This is a genomic window from Pararoseomonas baculiformis, assembly GCF_017813395.1.
Classification (GTDB): Bacteria; Pseudomonadota; Alphaproteobacteria; order Acetobacterales; family Acetobacteraceae; genus Roseomonas; species Roseomonas baculiformis.
Window position 1 is genome coordinate 306,639 of sequence record NZ_JAGIZB010000001.1, and the last position, 15,707, is coordinate 322,345.

Annotated in this window: 16 protein-coding genes; 10 read left to right on the top strand and 6 right to left on the bottom strand. The window is 71.3% G+C overall.

Going from position 1 to position 15,707, the window contains the following annotated elements; translation table 11 throughout:
• Positions 1–8 precede the first annotated feature (8 nt).
• The 3 genes from cheB to J8J14_RS01430 are packed head-to-tail and all read left to right on the top strand — an operon-like array spanning position 9 to position 4,746.
• Positions 9–1,064 (top strand): chemotaxis-specific protein-glutamate methyltransferase CheB, encoded by a 1,056-nt coding sequence (gene cheB / locus J8J14_RS01420; RefSeq protein ID WP_342452360.1) that lies wholly within the window; start codon positions 9–11, stop codon positions 1,062–1,064.
• A complete protein-coding gene (locus tag J8J14_RS01425; protein ID WP_245215236.1) occupies positions 1,061–2,854 on the top strand; it encodes an ATP-binding protein in 1,794 nt (597 codons plus the stop codon). Before cheB ends, J8J14_RS01425 begins: the two co-directional genes overlap by 4 nt.
• Positions 2,851–4,746 carry a response regulator gene (locus tag J8J14_RS01430; RefSeq protein WP_342452361.1) on the top strand — a complete coding sequence of 632 codons (1,896 nt, stop codon included), beginning with the start codon at positions 2,851–2,853 and terminating at the stop codon, positions 4,744–4,746. Before J8J14_RS01425 ends, J8J14_RS01430 begins: the two co-directional genes overlap by 4 nt.
• Before the next feature lie 43 nt (positions 4,747–4,789).
• Here the strand turns inward: J8J14_RS01430 and J8J14_RS01435 are convergent, their stop codons facing one another.
• Both J8J14_RS01435 and J8J14_RS01440 read right to left on the bottom strand, forming a co-directional pair.
• Entirely contained in the window at positions 4,790–5,005 is a 216-nt protein-coding gene (locus tag J8J14_RS01435) for a hypothetical protein (protein ID WP_209377615.1), read from the bottom strand.
• A gap of 89 nt (positions 5,006–5,094) precedes the next feature.
• A complete protein-coding gene (locus J8J14_RS01440; RefSeq protein WP_280842804.1) occupies positions 5,095–5,469 on the bottom strand; it encodes a glyoxalase superfamily protein in 375 nt (124 codons plus the stop codon).
• A gap of 123 nt (positions 5,470–5,592) precedes the next feature.
• Between J8J14_RS01440 and J8J14_RS01445 the strand changes: the two genes are divergently transcribed.
• From J8J14_RS01445 to J8J14_RS01460, 4 genes are read left to right on the top strand one after another with little or no spacing between them, the layout of a single operon-like run.
• The gene (locus J8J14_RS01445) at positions 5,593–6,711 is read left to right on the top strand and encodes a TRAP transporter substrate-binding protein (RefSeq protein ID WP_209377617.1); all 1,119 of its coding nucleotides are present in this window, start codon (positions 5,593–5,595) and stop codon (positions 6,709–6,711) included.
• Between the two features lie 11 nt (positions 6,712–6,722).
• Positions 6,723–7,271: a TRAP transporter small permease subunit gene (locus J8J14_RS01450; protein ID WP_209377618.1), complete on the top strand. Its 549-nt coding sequence runs from the start codon at positions 6,723–6,725 to the stop codon at positions 7,269–7,271.
• A gap of 28 nt (positions 7,272–7,299) precedes the next feature.
• On the top strand, positions 7,300–8,709 hold the full coding sequence (locus J8J14_RS01455) for a TRAP transporter large permease (protein WP_209377619.1): 1,410 nt from the start codon (positions 7,300–7,302) through the stop codon (positions 8,707–8,709).
• Between the two features lie 19 nt (positions 8,710–8,728).
• Entirely contained in the window at positions 8,729–9,415 is a 687-nt protein-coding gene (locus J8J14_RS01460) for a GTPase (protein WP_209377620.1), read from the top strand.
• On the opposite strand, the gene J8J14_RS01465 is transcribed toward J8J14_RS01460, so the two are convergent.
• Positions 9,412–10,125: a hypothetical protein gene (locus J8J14_RS01465; protein WP_209377621.1), complete on the bottom strand. Its 714-nt coding sequence runs from the start codon at positions 10,123–10,125 to the stop codon at positions 9,412–9,414. The genes J8J14_RS01460 and J8J14_RS01465 overlap by 4 nt on opposite strands.
• Before the next feature lie 18 nt (positions 10,126–10,143).
• On the opposite strand from J8J14_RS01465, the gene J8J14_RS01470 reads away from it, so the two are divergent.
• Positions 10,144–11,574, top strand: a complete 1,431-nt coding sequence (locus J8J14_RS01470; protein WP_209377622.1) for a GTPase — start codon at positions 10,144–10,146, stop codon at positions 11,572–11,574.
• Between the two features lie 24 nt (positions 11,575–11,598).
• On the opposite strand, the gene J8J14_RS01475 is transcribed toward J8J14_RS01470, so the two are convergent.
• Entirely contained in the window at positions 11,599–12,405 is an 807-nt protein-coding gene (locus J8J14_RS01475) for an aspartate dehydrogenase (protein WP_209377623.1), read from the bottom strand.
• Between the two features lie 189 nt (positions 12,406–12,594).
• On the opposite strand from J8J14_RS01475, the gene J8J14_RS01480 reads away from it, so the two are divergent.
• Positions 12,595–12,996, top strand: a complete 402-nt coding sequence (locus J8J14_RS01480) for a response regulator (RefSeq protein ID WP_209377624.1) — start codon at positions 12,595–12,597, stop codon at positions 12,994–12,996.
• Positions 12,997–13,028: 32 nt separating this feature from the next.
• Here the strand turns inward: J8J14_RS01480 and J8J14_RS01485 are convergent, their stop codons facing one another.
• On the bottom strand, positions 13,029–13,859 hold the full coding sequence (locus tag J8J14_RS01485; protein WP_209377625.1) for an aldo/keto reductase: 831 nt from the start codon (positions 13,857–13,859) through the stop codon (positions 13,029–13,031).
• A 70-nt stretch (positions 13,860–13,929) separates the two neighbouring features.
• Between J8J14_RS01485 and J8J14_RS01490 the strand changes: the two genes are divergently transcribed.
• Complete coding sequence (locus J8J14_RS01490; RefSeq protein WP_209377626.1) at positions 13,930–14,559, top strand: hypothetical protein; 630 nt, start codon at positions 13,930–13,932, stop codon at positions 14,557–14,559.
• Between the two features lie 9 nt (positions 14,560–14,568).
• On the opposite strand, the gene J8J14_RS01495 is transcribed toward J8J14_RS01490, so the two are convergent.
• The gene (locus J8J14_RS01495) at positions 14,569–15,678 is read right to left on the bottom strand and encodes a sulfite oxidase (RefSeq protein ID WP_209377627.1); all 1,110 of its coding nucleotides are present in this window, start codon (positions 15,676–15,678) and stop codon (positions 14,569–14,571) included.
• Positions 15,679–15,707 lie beyond the last annotated feature (29 nt).

Consider the following 15,707-nt stretch of genomic DNA (forward strand, 5'->3'; position numbering starts at 1 on the left):
CTGGTCCATTGAACAGCCCCGTCCGCGTGATGATCGTCGAGGACAGCGCCGTGGTGCGGCAGCTGCTGGCGCATATCGTCTCCCGCGATCCGCGCCTGCAGCTCGCCGCCGCCGTCTCCTCGGCCGAGGAGGCGCTGGCGGAGCTGGAGCGGGTGCGGCCCGATGTCATCTCCATGGATATCCGCCTGCCCGGCATGGACGGGCTGGAGGCGACGCGCCGGATCATGGCGGAGCGCCCGACGCCCATCGTCGTCATCGCCGACGCGGTGGAGGAACGCGGCTTCCGCATCTCCATGAACGCCCTGCGCGCCGGGGCGCTGACCGTGGTGGAGAAGCCCTTCGGCCCGGCGCGGGAAGGGTGGGAGCAGGTGGCGGAGTCGATCTGCACCCAGCTCTACATCATGAGCCAGGTGCCGGTGATCCGGCGCCGCGCCTCCGCGGCCCCACCGGCGCCCCCCGCCCCCCGCCCCATGGCCGGCCGCGCCGTCGGCCGTCCGGCTCTTGTGGGCGTCGCGGCTTCCACGGGCGGGCCGCCGGCCCTGGCCCGGGTGCTGGGCGCACTCCCGCCCGCTGTCCCGGTCCCGGTGCTGGTGGTGCAGCATATGGGCGCCCCCTTCATGGAAGGCTTCGCCGCCTGGCTGAACGGGCTGGTGGCGCCGCAGGTGGAGATCGCGAAGGACCGCATGATGCCGCGCCCCGGGCATGTCTATGTGGCCCCCGGCGACCGGCATCTCGGGATCACCGCCGGCGGGCTGATGCAGGTGAGCGAGGCGCCGCCGGTGGGCGGGCAGCGGCCGGCCGCGGATGTGCTGTTCCAGTCCATGGCGCGGCATCTGGGGCCCCGGGGCATGGGCATCCTGCTGACGGGGATGGGGGAGGATGGCGCGCGCGGCCTCACCGCCCTGCATGCGGCGGGCGGGCTGACCCTGGCCGAGGATGAGACGAGCGCCGTGGTCTATGGCATGCCGGCGGCCGCGGTGCGGATGGGCGGGGTCTCGGCCCTGCTGCCGCTGGATCTGATCGGGCCGAGGCTGCTGAAGGCCCTGGGGACGGAAGCGAGTTGAGCACGGAGGCCGAGCTGAACGCCGCCAGGACGGGCTGGCAGGAAGAGGCGACCGGCGGGGCGCCCCGGATCCTGCTGGTCGAGGATTCCGAAACCCAGGCTCTTCAGCTCCGCCGCATGCTGGAGGCCGAGGGCTTCGCCGTCTCCCGCGCCGCCACGGCCGAGGCCGCGCTGGACGGGCTGAATGGCCCCCTGCCCGACCTGGTGATCGCCGATTACCACCTGCCCGGCATGAACGGTGACGAGCTGGTCCGCCGGATCCGCCTGAACGTCCGCGCCAGGGCCCTTCCGGTGCTGATGCTGACGGATGCCGGCGGCAGCGCGCCCGGCCAGGACCTGGAGCGGCAGGGGCTGGAAAGCGGTGCCGACGCCTATGCCCCGAAATCCTCCGGACGGGAGCTGATCCTCCTCCGCCTGCGGGCCCTGCTGCGGCGGAGCGCGGATGACGACGGGGCGATGCCCGATTCACCGGGCACGGGCTTCCGCCGCGCCCGCCTGCTCCTGGTGGATGACAGCCCGACCCACCGGCTCTGGCTCTCCACCCTGCTGGCCGGGGATGGCGACAGCGTGGAGGCGGTGGGCAGCGCCGGGGCCGAGGCCGCCGCCGCCCGACCGGCCGCCGAGATGAGCGGAGAATCCTGGGACGGGGTGCTGGTGAACCTGGCGGGGCTGGGGCCGGAAGGGCTGAGCCTGTGCCGCCGGCTGGATGCCCTTCGCTCCAGCGCCACGGGGGAGCGGGCGGATTTCCGGATCGTTGCACTGGAAGGCAGCCGGGCGAGCCCCACCGCCGCCTTCGAGGCCGGGGCCGACGACGTGCTGCCGGCCGAGGCCGGGGCGGAAGCCATCAGGCTGCGGGTGCGCGCCCTGGTCCGCCGCAAGCTGCTGCGGGAGGAGAACCGGCGCATCGAAGGGGCGCTGCGGGAGAAGCTGCGGGAGGTGGAGCGCGCCCGGGCCGAGGCCGCTTCCGCCGAGGCCCGCGCCGCCCTGGCCGGCGCGCTGGAGCGCGCGAACACCGAGCTGGAATCCACCAACAAGGCCCTGCGGGACACGCAGGGCAAGCTGGTGCAGGCCGCGAAGATGGCCTCTCTGGGCGAGCTCGTGGCAGGCATCGCGCATGAGATCAACAACCCTCTGGCCTTCATCCTGGCGCATCAGGGCACGGTGATGCGCCTGCTCGGCCAGGTGGCGCCGCGCGTGGCCACGGACCCGGACGCCACCCGAGCGGTGGCGAAGGCAATGGCGCGCGCCGATTCGATGAGCCTTGGCCTGCGGCGGATCCAGGAGCTCGTGCTGAACCTCCGCAAGTTCTCCCGGCTGGAGGAGGGCACGGCCCAGGAGGTGGACGTGCCGGAGGCGATCGACACGGTCATCGTGCTGTTGACCCACAAGCTTTCCGACCGGATCGTGGTGGAGAGGGACCTTTCGGCGCCGCGCGCGCTGCGCTGCTCCCCGGCCCTGCTGAATCAGGTGGTGATGAACATCATCGGCAACGCCGCCGACGCGATCCATGGGGAGGGGCGGATCCGCGTCGCCACCCGTGCCGAGGGGGCGGATTACGTGATCGAGGTTTCGGATTCCGGGCCCGGCGTGCCCGAGACGATCCGCGCCCGAATTTTCGAGCCGTTCTTCACCACGAAGCCTGTCGGCTCCGGCACCGGCCTTGGCCTCTCCATTGCCTATGCCGTGGTGGAGGCGCATCACGGCAGCATCGCGGTGGATGATGCTCGCTGGGAGGATGGCGGCGGTGGCGCCCGCTTCACCATCCGCGTGCCGATGGAGGCCGCGGCGTGATCGTGAGCACGGAAATGGAGAGGACTGCGGCCCAGGCGGCGTCCGAGCAGGCGGTGATCCTCCTCGTCGATGACGAGGCGGAAATCCTCACGGCACTGACGGACCTGCTGGAGGACAGCTTCGAGGTGGTGGCGACCACCCGCCCGGAGGAGGCGCTGTCGCTCCTCGCGGCGGGGCTGTGCCCGGCGGTCATCCTGTCGGACCAGCGCATGCCGGGGCTGACGGGCGATGCCTTCCTCGAGCGCGCGCGGGCTTATTCGGATGCCGAGGCGCTGCTGCTCACCGGCTATGCCGAGCTGGATGCCGTGGTGGGTGCGCTGAACCGCGGGCGTATCGCGGGCTATGCCGCGAAGCCCTGGGAACCGGCGGGGCTGCTGGCCATGGTGACGGCGGCCCGGGACCGCCACGCCCTGCGCCGCGCGCTGGAAACCGAGCGCGCCCTGCTGCGCGGCCTGCTGGACAACCTGCCGGACGAGCTCTCCTTCAAGGATGCGGAAGGGCGCTTCCTGCGCCTGAACGCCGCCAAGGCGAGATCCCTGGGCTCGACCATCACCGACTGCATCGGCCGCCGCGAATCCGAGTTCCTGCCCCCCCGCGCCGCGGCCAGGCTGGCGCGGGCGGAGCGCGGCGTCCTGGCCGAGGGCGCGGTTTCCGACCTTGAGGAACGGGAGGGGCCGGAGGGCGGCACGCGCTGGATGCAGGTGAGCCGCGTTCCACTGGGCGGCGGCGTGCTGGTGACCATCGCGCGCGACGTGACCGAGGCGCGGCAGATGGAGGCCAGGCTGCGCCAGGCGGACAAGATGCAGGCGCTGGGCACCATGGCGGGCGGCGTGGCGCATGACTTCAACAATCTTCTCACCGCCATCCTCGGCAGCCTGCAGCTGGCCGAGCGGCGGGTGGGCGGGGAAGAGGCCGGGCTGCGCCGCCTGATGCGCAACGCCGCCATGGCGGCGGAGCGGGGATCCGCGCTCACCCGGCGCCTGCTCGCCTTCTCCCGGCAGAACGAGCTGGCGCTGCGGGCCGTGGCGGTGAACCAGCTGATCCTCGGCATGGGCGACCTCCTGGCGCGCACCCTGGGCGGCATGGTGATGGTGCGGCGGGAGCTGGGGGCGAATCCGGGCACGGCGATGGTCGATCCCGGGCAGCTGGAACTGGCCCTGCTCAATCTCTGCATCAATGCGCGGGATGCCATGCCGGGGGGTGGCACCATCACCCTGTCCACGGCGGATGTGACGGTGGATGAGCAGGCGGTGCCGGATCTGGCCGCGGGCAGCTATGTCCGGGTCTCGGTCGCGGATACGGGCACGGGCATGACGCCCGAGGTGCTGGCCCGGGTGTTCGAGCCCTTCTTCACCACCAAGGAAGTGGGCAAGGGCACGGGGCTGGGCCTACCCATGGTCTATGGGCTGGTGCGGCAATCCGGCGGTGGCCTGACGATCGAAAGCGTGCCGGACCAGGGCACGCAGGTTCACCTCTACCTGCCGGCCGGCCATGGCGAGGTGGTGCGCGACCGGGTGGAGCCCCACGATGCCCCGCTGGCGCGGGAGTCCGTGCGGGTGCTGGTGGTGGATGACGACGCGACCGTGCGCGAGGTGACGGCCGGCTTCCTCTCGGATCTGGGGCATGACACGGTCGAGGCCGAGGACGGGCCGGCGGCGCTGCGGGTCCTGGAGGGCGATCCCTCTGTGCAGCTGATGGTGGTGGATTTCGCCATGCCGCGCATGACCGGCGCGGAGCTGTCGGAACGGGCGCGGGTCTTGCGGCCGGGGCTGCCGATCCTGCTGGTGACCGGCTATGCCGAGCTGACCGCGCTGGCGGCGGATATCCCCGTGCTGCACAAGCCATACCGCCAGGCGGAACTGGCAGAGCATGTGGCGGCGCTCCTGGGCTGAGCGGCCCTTCGCCTCTCAGCACCTCTCCCCCGCATGCGCTGGCTCAGGGGCAGGGCCTCGGCTCGGAATGGGCCGCGGCCGCGGCGCCGGCCAGGGCGGCGATCTCCCGCAGGGCGGCCAGGGTGAGCGGCACCTGGGTCATCGCCCCATCCGGTCCGTGAAGATGCAAGGTAATGCCCGCTGGCCCCTCCAGCAGGGCGGCGGACTGGATGGGCCGCAGCATCCGGGGCGCTGCGGGCGGGGGGTTGAGAGGAGGCATCGGCGTTCCGGTCTCGTCCTGAGGGGATGCCGGGTCTTCCGGCCTGCCCAGCATTCCGGATCGCCTGTGAACGAAGGATGAATGCCGCCTCAGCGCGGTTCATTGAATGTCAGCCGGTTTCCGGCGGGATCCTGAACCCGGAGAATGCGGGCGCCCCAGGGCGCATCCTCCAGCGCCGGGCGGGCGAAGCCGTAGCGCCTGCCGATAAGAGCGGCGTGGAAGCCCTCGATCCCCTGGATCATGAAGAGCAGGCCAGAGCCGGGCGTGGCGTCGCCATGATGCTGGGAAAGGTGCAGCGCCGTGCCACCCAGCGAAACCTGCGCGTAGAGCGGCAGGTCCGGGGCGAAGCGGTGCTCCCAGTCCCAGGTGAAGCCCAGGAAATCCAGGTAGAAGCCCCGTGTGGCCGGGATATCGAACATCCGCAGGATCGGGATGACGGGGCCAGGTGATGGAGAAGGCTGCATGGACAGAGCGTAACACGGGCGCCCCTCTCGTACCCGCGATCACGGCTAGGCAGGGGCGCCCCGGGGGATTAATGGCGGGTGGGATGCCCGCACCAAACGGGCATGATGGGAGCCGAACATCCGATGAACAGACGCCGCTTCGTCGCAGGCGCGCCCTTGGCGGCCGCCGCGGCCACCACGCTTGCCGCCCCCGCCATTGCCCAGTCCGCGCCGGAGCTTCGCTGGCGCTGCGCCTCCTCCTTTCCCAAGAGCCTGGATACGATCTATGGCGCGGGCGAGCACGTGGCCAAGCGTGTCGCCGCCCTGACCGACGGCAGGTTCCAGATCCGCGTCTTCGCCGCCGGCGAGATCGTGCCGGCCTTCGGCACGGTGGATGCGGTCCAGCAGGGCACGGTGGAGTGCGCCCACACCGCCTCCTACTACTTCGTGGGCAAGGACCCCACCTTCGCCTTCGACGGCACGGTGCCCTTCGGCATGAATTTCCGCCAGCTGAACGCCTGGCTGAATGCCGGTGGCGGGCATGAGGTGCTGCGCGAGTTCTTCGAAGGCTACAACATCGTCTCCCTGCAGGCCGGCAACACGGGCGCCCAGATGGGTGGCTGGTTCCGCAAGGAGATCCGCACGGTCCAGGACCTGCAGGGGCTGAAGTTCCGCATCGGCGGCTTCGCGGGCAATGTCATCCAGAAGCTGGGGGCCGTGCCGCAGCAGATCGCGGGCGGCGACATCTACCCGGCGCTGGAGCGCGGCACGATCGACGCCGCGGAGTGGATCGGGCCCTATGACGACGAGAAGCTCGGCTTCAATCGCGTCGCCCCTTACTACTACTACCCGGGCTGGTGGGAGGGCGCGCTGAACCTCTCGCTCCACATCAACAAGGCGAAGTATGACGAGCTTCCCCCGCTCTACAAGGAAGCGCTGACCAGCGCCTGCCGCGACGCGACGATCGAGACCATCGCGAAATACGACACGCAGAACCCGCAGGCGCTGCGCCGCCTGGTGGCCGCCGGCACCCAGCTCCGCGCCTTCCCGCGCGAGGTGATGCAGGCCTGCTACCGCGCCACCTTCGAGCTGTATGACGAGACGGCGGCCGCGAACCCGCGGTTCAAGAAGGTGTACGACCACTTCAAGGCCTTCCGCGACACCCAGCTGCAGTGGTTCCGGGTGGCCGAGAATTCCTATGACAGCTTCGTCTACCTGATGCAGGCGCAGGAGCAGCAGCAGGCTGCCCAGCCCCGGCGCTGAACGGAGAAACCATGAGGCCGCTTCTTGCCCTGAGCCGGTTCATCGACGGCATCAACACCGTGTTCGGAAAAGCCGCGGAGTGGATGGTGCTCGCGGCCTGCGTCATCAGCGCGGGCAACGCGGTTTCGCGCTACGCGGCCTCATGGTCCTCCAATGCCTGGCTGGAGGTGCAGTGGTACCTCTTCGCCGGGGTGGTGATGCTGGGCGCATCCTATACCCTCAACCGCAACGGCCATGTCCGCGTGGACCTGATCTACGGCAACCTGTCCGACCGTGGCCGGCTCTGGGTGGATGTGCTGGGCATCCTGCTCTTCCTCTTCCCGGCCATGATCCTGCTGGTCTGGATGACCTGGCCCTTCTTCATGGACAGCTTCGTCCGCAACGAGGCAAGCCAGAATGCGGGTGGCCTGATCCGCTGGCCGGTGAAGCTGGTGCTGCCGCTGGGCTTCCTGCTGGTCTCGCTGCAGGGGCTGTCGGAGCTGATCAAGCGCATCGCCCTGCTGCGCGGCATCGGGGCCGATGCAGAGGTCGTGCTCACCTACGAAAAGCCGGTCCAGTAGCGGCCAGCCAGGACGGATACGCGCAGACATGAACGTCGAATACATGCCGCCGCTGATGTTCGCGGGGCTGGTGGTCTTCCTGCTGGTCGGCTTTCCCGTGGCCTTCAGCCTCGCGGCGGTGGGGCTGTTCTTCGGCTTCATCTCGATCGAGCTCGGCTACTTCACGATGGCCTTCCTCTCGAACCTGCCGCTGCGGGTCTTCGGGGTGCTGTCGAACGACCTGCTGCTGGCCATTCCCTTCTTCACCCTGATGGGCGCCATCCTTGAGCGCTGCGGGCTGGCCGAAGACCTGCTGGAGGGCACGGGGCAGCTTTTCGGCAAGATGCCGGGCGGCCTGGCCATCGCGGTGGTGCTGGTGGGCGCCGTGCTCGGCGCCATCACCGGCACGGTGGCGGCCTCGGTCATCGCCATGGGCATGATCTCGCTGCCGATCATGCTGCGCTACGGCTACGACCAGAGGATCGCCACCGGCGTGATCGCGGCCTCCGGCACCATCGCGCAGCTCATCCCGCCCTCCCTCGTGCTGATCATCCTGGGCGACCAGCTCGGCCGCTCGGTCGGCGATATGTATGCGGGCGCGATCGGGCCCTCGATCCTGCAGGTCTCGATCTTCGTCCTGTTCATCCTGGGCGTCGCGATCTTCGCGCCGCACAAGGTGCCCCCGCTACCGCCCGAGGCGCGGACCCAGCGCGGTTGGACGCTCTACTGGAAGGTGCTGCGGGGCATGGTGCCCTCCGCGGTGCTGATGTTCCTCGTGCTCGGCACCATCTTCCTCGGCCTGGCCACGCCGACCGAGGCGGGCGCCATGGGGGCGATGGGCGCCATCCTGCTGGCCATCGTGAACGGCCGCTTCACCTATGCCCTGCTGCGCGAGGCGATGGCGAACACCGCCCGCATCACGGCCATGGTGGTCTTCCTGCTGCTCGGCGCCACGGTCTTCTCCCTGGTGTTCCAGGGCGTGGATGGCGGTATCTGGATCGAGCACATGCTCACCTCCCTGCCCGGCGGGCAGACGGGCTTCCTGATCTTCGTCAACGTCTTCGTCTTCTTCCTCGCCTTCTTCCTCGACTTCTTCGAGATCGCCTTCATCGTCGTCCCGCTGCTCGGGCCGGTGGCGCAGAAGCTTGGGATCGACACGGTGTGGTTCGGCGTCCTGCTCTGCGTGAACCTGCAGACCAGCTTCATGCACCCGCCCTTCGGCTTCGCGCTGTTCTACCTGCGCAGCGTGGCGCCGGCGGAGGTGCGCACCAGCCAGATCTACTGGGGCGCCATTCCCTGGGTCTGCCTGCAGCTGATCATCGTGGCCATCGTGATCTTCTGGCCGGAAAGCGTGACCTACTGGCTGGACAAGGGCACGGGCGTGGACCCGGCCAGCGTGCGGATCGAGGTGCCCATGCCCGACATGGGCGAGGAGGCACCGCCCATCACCTTCAACTAGGGCGGAGGGTACGAGGCCGATGGGGCTTCTGGACCGGGCCTGGGGGGCGCTTCGCGGCGCCATCCCGGGCCTTTTCCGTTCCAGGGAGGCCGCGCCGGACTGGGCGGCCGGCCGCGGGCGCATCCTGCTGCTGGGGCCCACCGGCGCGGGCAAGAGCGCGCTGGTGAATGCCATCCTGGGCGAGGACACGGCGCTTTCCGGCGCCGGCGCGCCGGTGACAGGGGAAACCAGCTGGCATGGCCGGGATTCCGGCCTGCCCATCGTCCTGGGGGACACGCGCGGGCTGGAGGCTGCGGAAAGCGCCGCGCAGGTGGAGCGGCTCGGCGCCGTGCTGGGGGCGCTCGGCCCGGCGCGGCGGCCGCATCTCGCCTGGCTGGTGCTGAATGCCGAGACGGGCCGGGCCTTCGGCGGCCCGGGCACGCTGTCCGCCCTGGCCGGGGCGCTGCGGCGGGAGGGCATTCCCGCCCTGGTCGTGCTCACCCATGCCGAGCCGGGGCCCGGGGCTCATGCCGGGCTGCGCGCCCGGATCGCCGAAGCCATGGGCGATCCCCCCGTCCTGGCCGTGAACACGCGCCCGCTGCTGGGGGAGGATGGCGCGGTGCTGATCCCGGCGCATGGGGTGGAAGCTCTGCTCGAACACTCCATCGCCCTGCTGCCGGGAGGGAACCGGCGCTCCGGCCAGCCCCCCCACGGGGCTCCGCCCTAGAGCCCACCCCGGAAGGGCAGCAGCAGCAGCTCGTACCAGGCCATATGGGCCACGCCGTAGAGCCCGGCCTTCCACATCAGGGCGGAGCGGAAGCCGAACATCACCACCAGCATGGGCAAGAGGCCCAGGGCGGCGGTCCAGAGGATCTCCCGCCGGACGGGCTTGCTCAGCGCATCGGCCAGGGCGAGTGCCACGCGGTCCCGGTCATCCTGGTAAACCACCCGCGCCAGCCGCAGCCCGAAGCGCGGGACGAAGGAGGCGGCGCGGCCGATTTCCTCCATCTTCGTCTCCAGCATCGTGATGGCGTAACGCGCGAGGACGAAGAGCGCGAAGCGGAAGACCGGTGCGCCCCGCAGCAGCACAAGCGCCCGCAGCAGGGGCCAGGTGGAGATGATCCCTCGGGCGAAATGCACGAGGTACCAGAGCAGGACGGCCAGCGCCGCCATCAGTGCCCAGGTGATGCTGGGCAGGTAGGGCGCGATGAAGGCCAGCACGAAGAAGATCGCCGTCACGCTGATGGCGACCAGGGCCTCCTCCGCGATGTAGCGGAACACGGCATTGCCGATGAAGGCCTCCACCGCCGGCTCCAGCTCGGCCGCCAGCTCCGCCTCGCTCCCGGCCAGGAGGGCGGCGATGAGGGAGGCGCTGTCACCCTCGGGTGACACAGGGCCGAGGCGCGGCGGCTCGGCGGGTTGGACGGGGGCGGCCATGCTGGCAGAGTCCTCCCGATGTTCCGCAAGCCGGTCAAGCCAGACCCGATCGAAATGGCGCTGGACCATGCCCGCCACGCGGTGGCGGGCGGCGATCCGCTGCCCCTGTTGCTGCTCTGCACCCGGGCGGAGCGGGCGGAGATCGCCGCCATCGCGGGCCTGCCCGATGCGGAGCCGCTGTCGCTGGCCAGGGCCCTGCGGCCGCTCCTCGTCGAAGGAGCGGACGTGCCCCATGCCCTGCCCGCGCTGCTGACGGCGCTGCGCGTGCGCAAGCTCTCCGCCCTGGGCGACACCTCCCCCATCGCGCGCGGCTTCACCCGGCCGGCGCCGCGGCGGGGAAGCTGGGTCGGGCGGCTGCTGGGGCGCGGCACCACCCTGCTGGACGAGGCCGTGGGCGTGGTGCCGGGCGTGGAGGAGCGGCTTGCAGGGATGCAGCGCTGCAACGTCCTGCTCGCCGGCCGTTCCGGCGCGGGGAAGAGCACGCTGGTGAACGCGGTTTTTGGCCGGGTGGTGGCGCAGGCGGGGGAAGGCGCCCCGGTCTCCACCGCCGCCACTTGGTACTGCCATCCCTGCGCGCCGCTCCGCCTGGCCGATACGCGGGGACTGGAGCCCGGCGCCTATCGCGAGACGCGGGAGGCCGTGGAGGCGGAGCTGGCCCGCCTGGCCAGCTTGGCTGAGGAGGACCGGCTTCACCTGGCCTGGCTCTGCATCGATGCCGCCGGGGAGCGGGTGGAGCCCGCCGATATCGACCTGGCCCGGCTTCTGGCCGCCCAGGGCGTGCCGGTGATCGTGGTGCTGACCAAGGCCTGGGGGGAGGACCGGCTGTCCGATTCCGTGCGTTCCCTGATCCCCGAGGCGCGGGCCGTGCTGCGCGTGGTGGCCGCGCCGCGCCTGTTCCCCAGCGGGGCAAGGGTGGAAGCGCGCGGGCTGGAGGCGCTGGTGGAGGCAACCGTGGCCGCCCTGCCGGAAGGCCGGCGGGCCGCGGCGGCGGCGGCCAACCTTGTCTCCCTGGCGCCGAAGATCGCGGAGGCCGAGGCGGCGGTGAACGCGCATGCCAAGGTCGCCGCCGCCCTGGCCGCGACCCCCATCCCCTTCGCCGACGCCGCGCTGATCTTCGGGGTGCAGGCGAAGATGATCGTGGATGTCACGGTGCGCATGGGCACGCCCGCGGAGGAGATGCCGCTGAAGGCCGTGACCGCCGCCCTGCTGGGCCCCGCCGCGGCCGGCATGGGCGGGCGCGTGGCGGCACGCGCCATCGGCACCCTGCTGAAGTTCATCCCCGGCCTGGGCAGCGTGGCGGGCGGCGCGGTGAACGCCGCCGTCGCCTATGGGCTGACCATGGCGCTGGGCCAGGCCTATCTCGCCTTCCTGCGGGATCGCTGGGCCGTGCTGCGGGCACCCCCCAGCCTTCAGGAGGTGGTCGCCTTCCTCGGGCGCTTCCGGGGCTAGGGGCGGCCCCGGGCCTTCATCGCTTCAGGTGCCCACGCGGAGCGGGGCGCCCATCTTGCGGAGGCAGGCGACGACCGAGAGCGCGGTGATGCGGCCGGTCTTCGGATTCTCGCTCGGGATGTTCTCGATCGCCATGGAGAAGCTGGCGGAATCCGCGTCCACCTCGATGTGGTGCATGTTCCGGTTCACCGTGGGATCGGCCCAGATCTCCAGTTCCGTCCGGTCCGGCCCGATACCGGCGAGGGAAAGCGCCACGGCCACGTTCAGGTTCGCCGGGAAGCCCACCGCGGCCTCCCGCGGGGTGCCCTTGAAGATGCGCAGCGGCTCCTTGATGTCCTCGATGGCGATCCTGTTCTCCACCAGGTAGGGCGCGCCGACGAGCCCGCGCACGGGCTTGCGCGTGACCATCCGCACCGAGTGGATCACGCCCTCCGCGGCCGCCGAGACGGCATCGAGCCCGAGCAGCGCGCCGGTGGGCACGGTGATCTGGCCGCCATGGGCACGGGCCAGGTCGATCAGCCCTTCGTTCCGCAGCAGGGCGCCGGCGCTGAGCACCACGACGCCCTTGCCCGCGCGCAGGAAGGGCTCCGCGATGGCGGGCAGCAGCGCGGCGGGGGCGGCTTCCACCACGATGTCGGCCAGCGGCTCCAGCTCCTCCACCGGCAGCACGGGCACGGGGCGGGGCAGCCGGGCCCTGGCGGCCTCCATGTCGCGGGCGGAGACGGCGGCCAACTCGCAGCCGGGCAGCCCGGCTTCCAGGGCCGCCACCACCGCCATCCCTACGGCGCCCAGGCCGGCCACGGCCACCCGCAACGGTGGTTTGCTGCCCATGCTGAATCCCCTCTTCTCCGGCGCGGAGCAGAGCGCCTGCGGGCGCCGCAGGCAAGACAGGCAGCGCCGGACGGGAAATGCCCCGTCCGTTGACAGGCCCGGGCCAGGGGCCAAATCAAGCAGCTTATGTTATGTGCGAATGCACAACACTTCCTGGTCCCGGGCGTTATCCGGGCCGGAGGTTCAGCGATGACCGGGGTTGAGGAAGCTTGCGAGGTGGTGGTGCTCGAGGACGATGATCTCGTCCGCGACATTCTCACCGACCTTATCGAGGAGGAGGGATTCGCCGTTTGTCCCGCCGCCACGGCGGATGATGCGCTCGCCCGCATCGACGCGAATGATCGCTGCAGCCTTCTGCTGACCGACATCGATCTCGGCCCAGGGCTGAACGGGTTCGAGGCCGCGCGGGTGGCGCAGGAGCGGCATCCGGGACTTCCGGTCATCTATCTCACCGGCCGTCCCGCCCATGGGAACAACCGGCATTTCGGCCCGAAGGAGCGCTTCCTGCGCAAGCCCTTCCGCACGCCGGAGCTGATGGAGGCATTCCGCAGCCTGGGTATCTTCCCCAGGGCTGCCTCCCAGGGCGCCTAGGGCGGGCGAAGCAGGTCGCCTCCCGCCGGCGTTCAAAGCATGGCCAGCGGCAGCTTACGCCGCGGCGGCGGGAAGGCCTGGTCCAGCTCGGCCAGGTCCTGCTCCGTCAGCACCAGGTCCCGCGCCGCCGCATTCTCCCGGAGATGCGCCGGGTTCCCGGCCTTGGGGATGGCGATGATCCCCGGGCGGCGCAGGGTGAAGGCCAGGGCGATGGCCGCGGCACCGGTGCCGTGGCGCGCCGCCACCGCGCGCAGCGCGGGGTTCCGCAGCATCCGCCCGCCCTGCCCCACCGGCGAGTAGGCCATCACGGGCATGCGGTGGTCGGCGCAGAATGGCAGCAGGTCATGCTCCGGGCCGCGGGCCTCGAGGTTGTAGAGCACCTGGTCCGTCTGGCAGTCCGGAAGGGCCGCGCCCAGCTCCTCCAGGTCGTCCACATCCAGGTTGGAAACGCCCCATCGGCGGATCTTCCCGGCCTCCACCAGCCGTCCGAACGCCTCCACCGTCTCGGCCAGCGGCACCCCGCCGCGCCAGTGCAGGAGATAGAGGTCGATCGACTCCACCCCCATGCGGCGCAGGCTCGCCTCGCAGCTCCGGGCCATGCGGGCGCGGGAGGCGTTCTGGGGATAGACCTTGCTGACGAGGAATACCTCCCCGCGCCGTCCGGCGATGGCCTCCCGCACCACCTCCTCGGCCCCGCCATCGGCATACATCTCGGCCGTGTCGATGAGGGTGAGGCCGAGATCGAGGCCGAGGCGCAGCGCCTCCGCCTCTGCCCGCCGGTCCGCCCCGCGCTCGCCCATGTGCCAGGTGCCCTGGCCGAGGACGGGGACCCTGGTGCCATCGGGCAGGGTGGCATGCTGCATCGGGGGTCCTTTCGGCCGGTTACATGATCGCGCGGGACCGGGGCCCCGCGGCCATGCGAAGATGGGGACCATGATGCGCCCTGTCGCCCTCCTTCTCGCCGGCCTGCTGACCGGCCCTGCCCTCGCCCAGCCCGCCACCGGGCCGGAGATCATCGGTTCCTGGCTCATCACCTGCAGCGAGGACCCGATGACCGACCAGGCCGGCTGCCGGATGCTGCACCAGCAGCCCCTGGCCCCGGCCCAGGGCTGGCTGGCCCCGCTGGCGCTGGAGGTGGAGGAGCGCGGCGGAAGACTGGTGCCCGTGGTCGCGGCGCGGAACCTGACCCTGGAGGGCTCGGCGCGCGGGGTGCTGGCCCTCACCGGAACGGCGGAGTTGCGCTTCCCCCCGAACCGCTATTTCGAGATGCCCTGCGGGCTGGAGGGCCGTTCCGTGGTCTGCGCCCCGCGCGAGGGCGATCTGGAGCGCGCGGCGGCCGAGCTGCCGGGGGCGGAGCGGGTGCTGGTGCGGATCACCGGCTTCCTGCTGCCCGAATCCCAGGTGATCCGGGAACCCGTCGGGCTGCGCCTTTCCGAAACCCCCGCCGCGCTGGCCCGGTTGCGCGCCCGCCAGCCCGGCGGCGGCCCACATCCCGAGGCACCGGGCTTGTGGGACCTGCGGGAGCAGGTCTCACGGCTGCTCGGCTTCCTCGGCCTGCGTTGAAGCCGGCCTTCAGGCGCCCCCGGGCAGAAGCGTTCCCGCCACGCGGTGCACCGCATTGTTCAGGTAGCCGCGTGGGTTCCAGGCCGGGAGCAGGGGCTGGGCGCGGCCCTGCCGGTCGGTCGCGCGCGCGAGCAGTTCCACCGGGCCGGGCGGTGGGGTAAGGCCCCCGGCCCGGAAGCGCCGCCAGGCCCATGGCCCCTCCCCCGCCTCAAGCTGCGCCGGGTGCCAGCTGCTGCCGCCATCGGCGGAAACCTCGACCATCGCGACCGGAACATGGCCGCTCCAGGCGAAGCCGGCCACGGAGAGGGGACCGGTGGCCTGGAAGCCGGCGGAGGGCTCGGTGACCAGGCTTTTCACGGGCATGTCCGTGATCACCTCGAAGGCGGCGGGGTCCAGCGGATCGCCGGGCGAGAGGGGGTGGCGGGGCATGCGGTAGTCCAGCCCGGTCATCTTGGCCCCGTCATGCTCGCGGTCCAGGACGAGGATGCGGGTGAGCCATTTCTGCCAGGCGGAGCCGGGGAAGCCGGGCGCGACCACCCGCAACGGGAAGCCATGCTCCCGCGCCAGGGGCGCGCCGTTCATGGCGAAGGCGAGCAGCGTCTCGGGCGCCAGGGCCTTGGCCATGGGCAGGCCGCGGGAAAGCGCCTGCACCCCTGGCTTGCCAATCGCGTGGTCCGCGCCCTCGAAGCCCAGATAGACGGCACCGCTGTCCGCTCCCGCCGCGGCGAGGAGGTCGGCCAAGCGGAAGCCGGTCCAGCGCGCACAGCCCACCGCGCCGGGGCCCCAGGGGAGCCCATCCACGGCCGGAGCGATGGAGGCACGGCCATTCCCGGCACATTCAAGGACGGATACCAGCTCCACCACCTCGAAGCGTTCCCGCAGCTCCGCCAGGGAAATCCGGAAAGGACGGCTGACCAGCCCCTCGACCGAAAGGGTCCAGCCCGGCCCTTCCGATTCCGCCACGTCGGGCAGTGTTCCGTTGTTGCGGACGAAGAAGACCCCGACGGGGGTGATCTCCGCCCGGAGCGCCTCCACCGGAGGTTCCAGGTTGAGCGCGGGCTCCGGGAGTTGCCGGCGGATTTCCCGCAGGGTCTGCGGCGTCGCGGGGTGGGGCTGCATGTCCTCTCCTTGGCGCCTCCGCCGTGCCG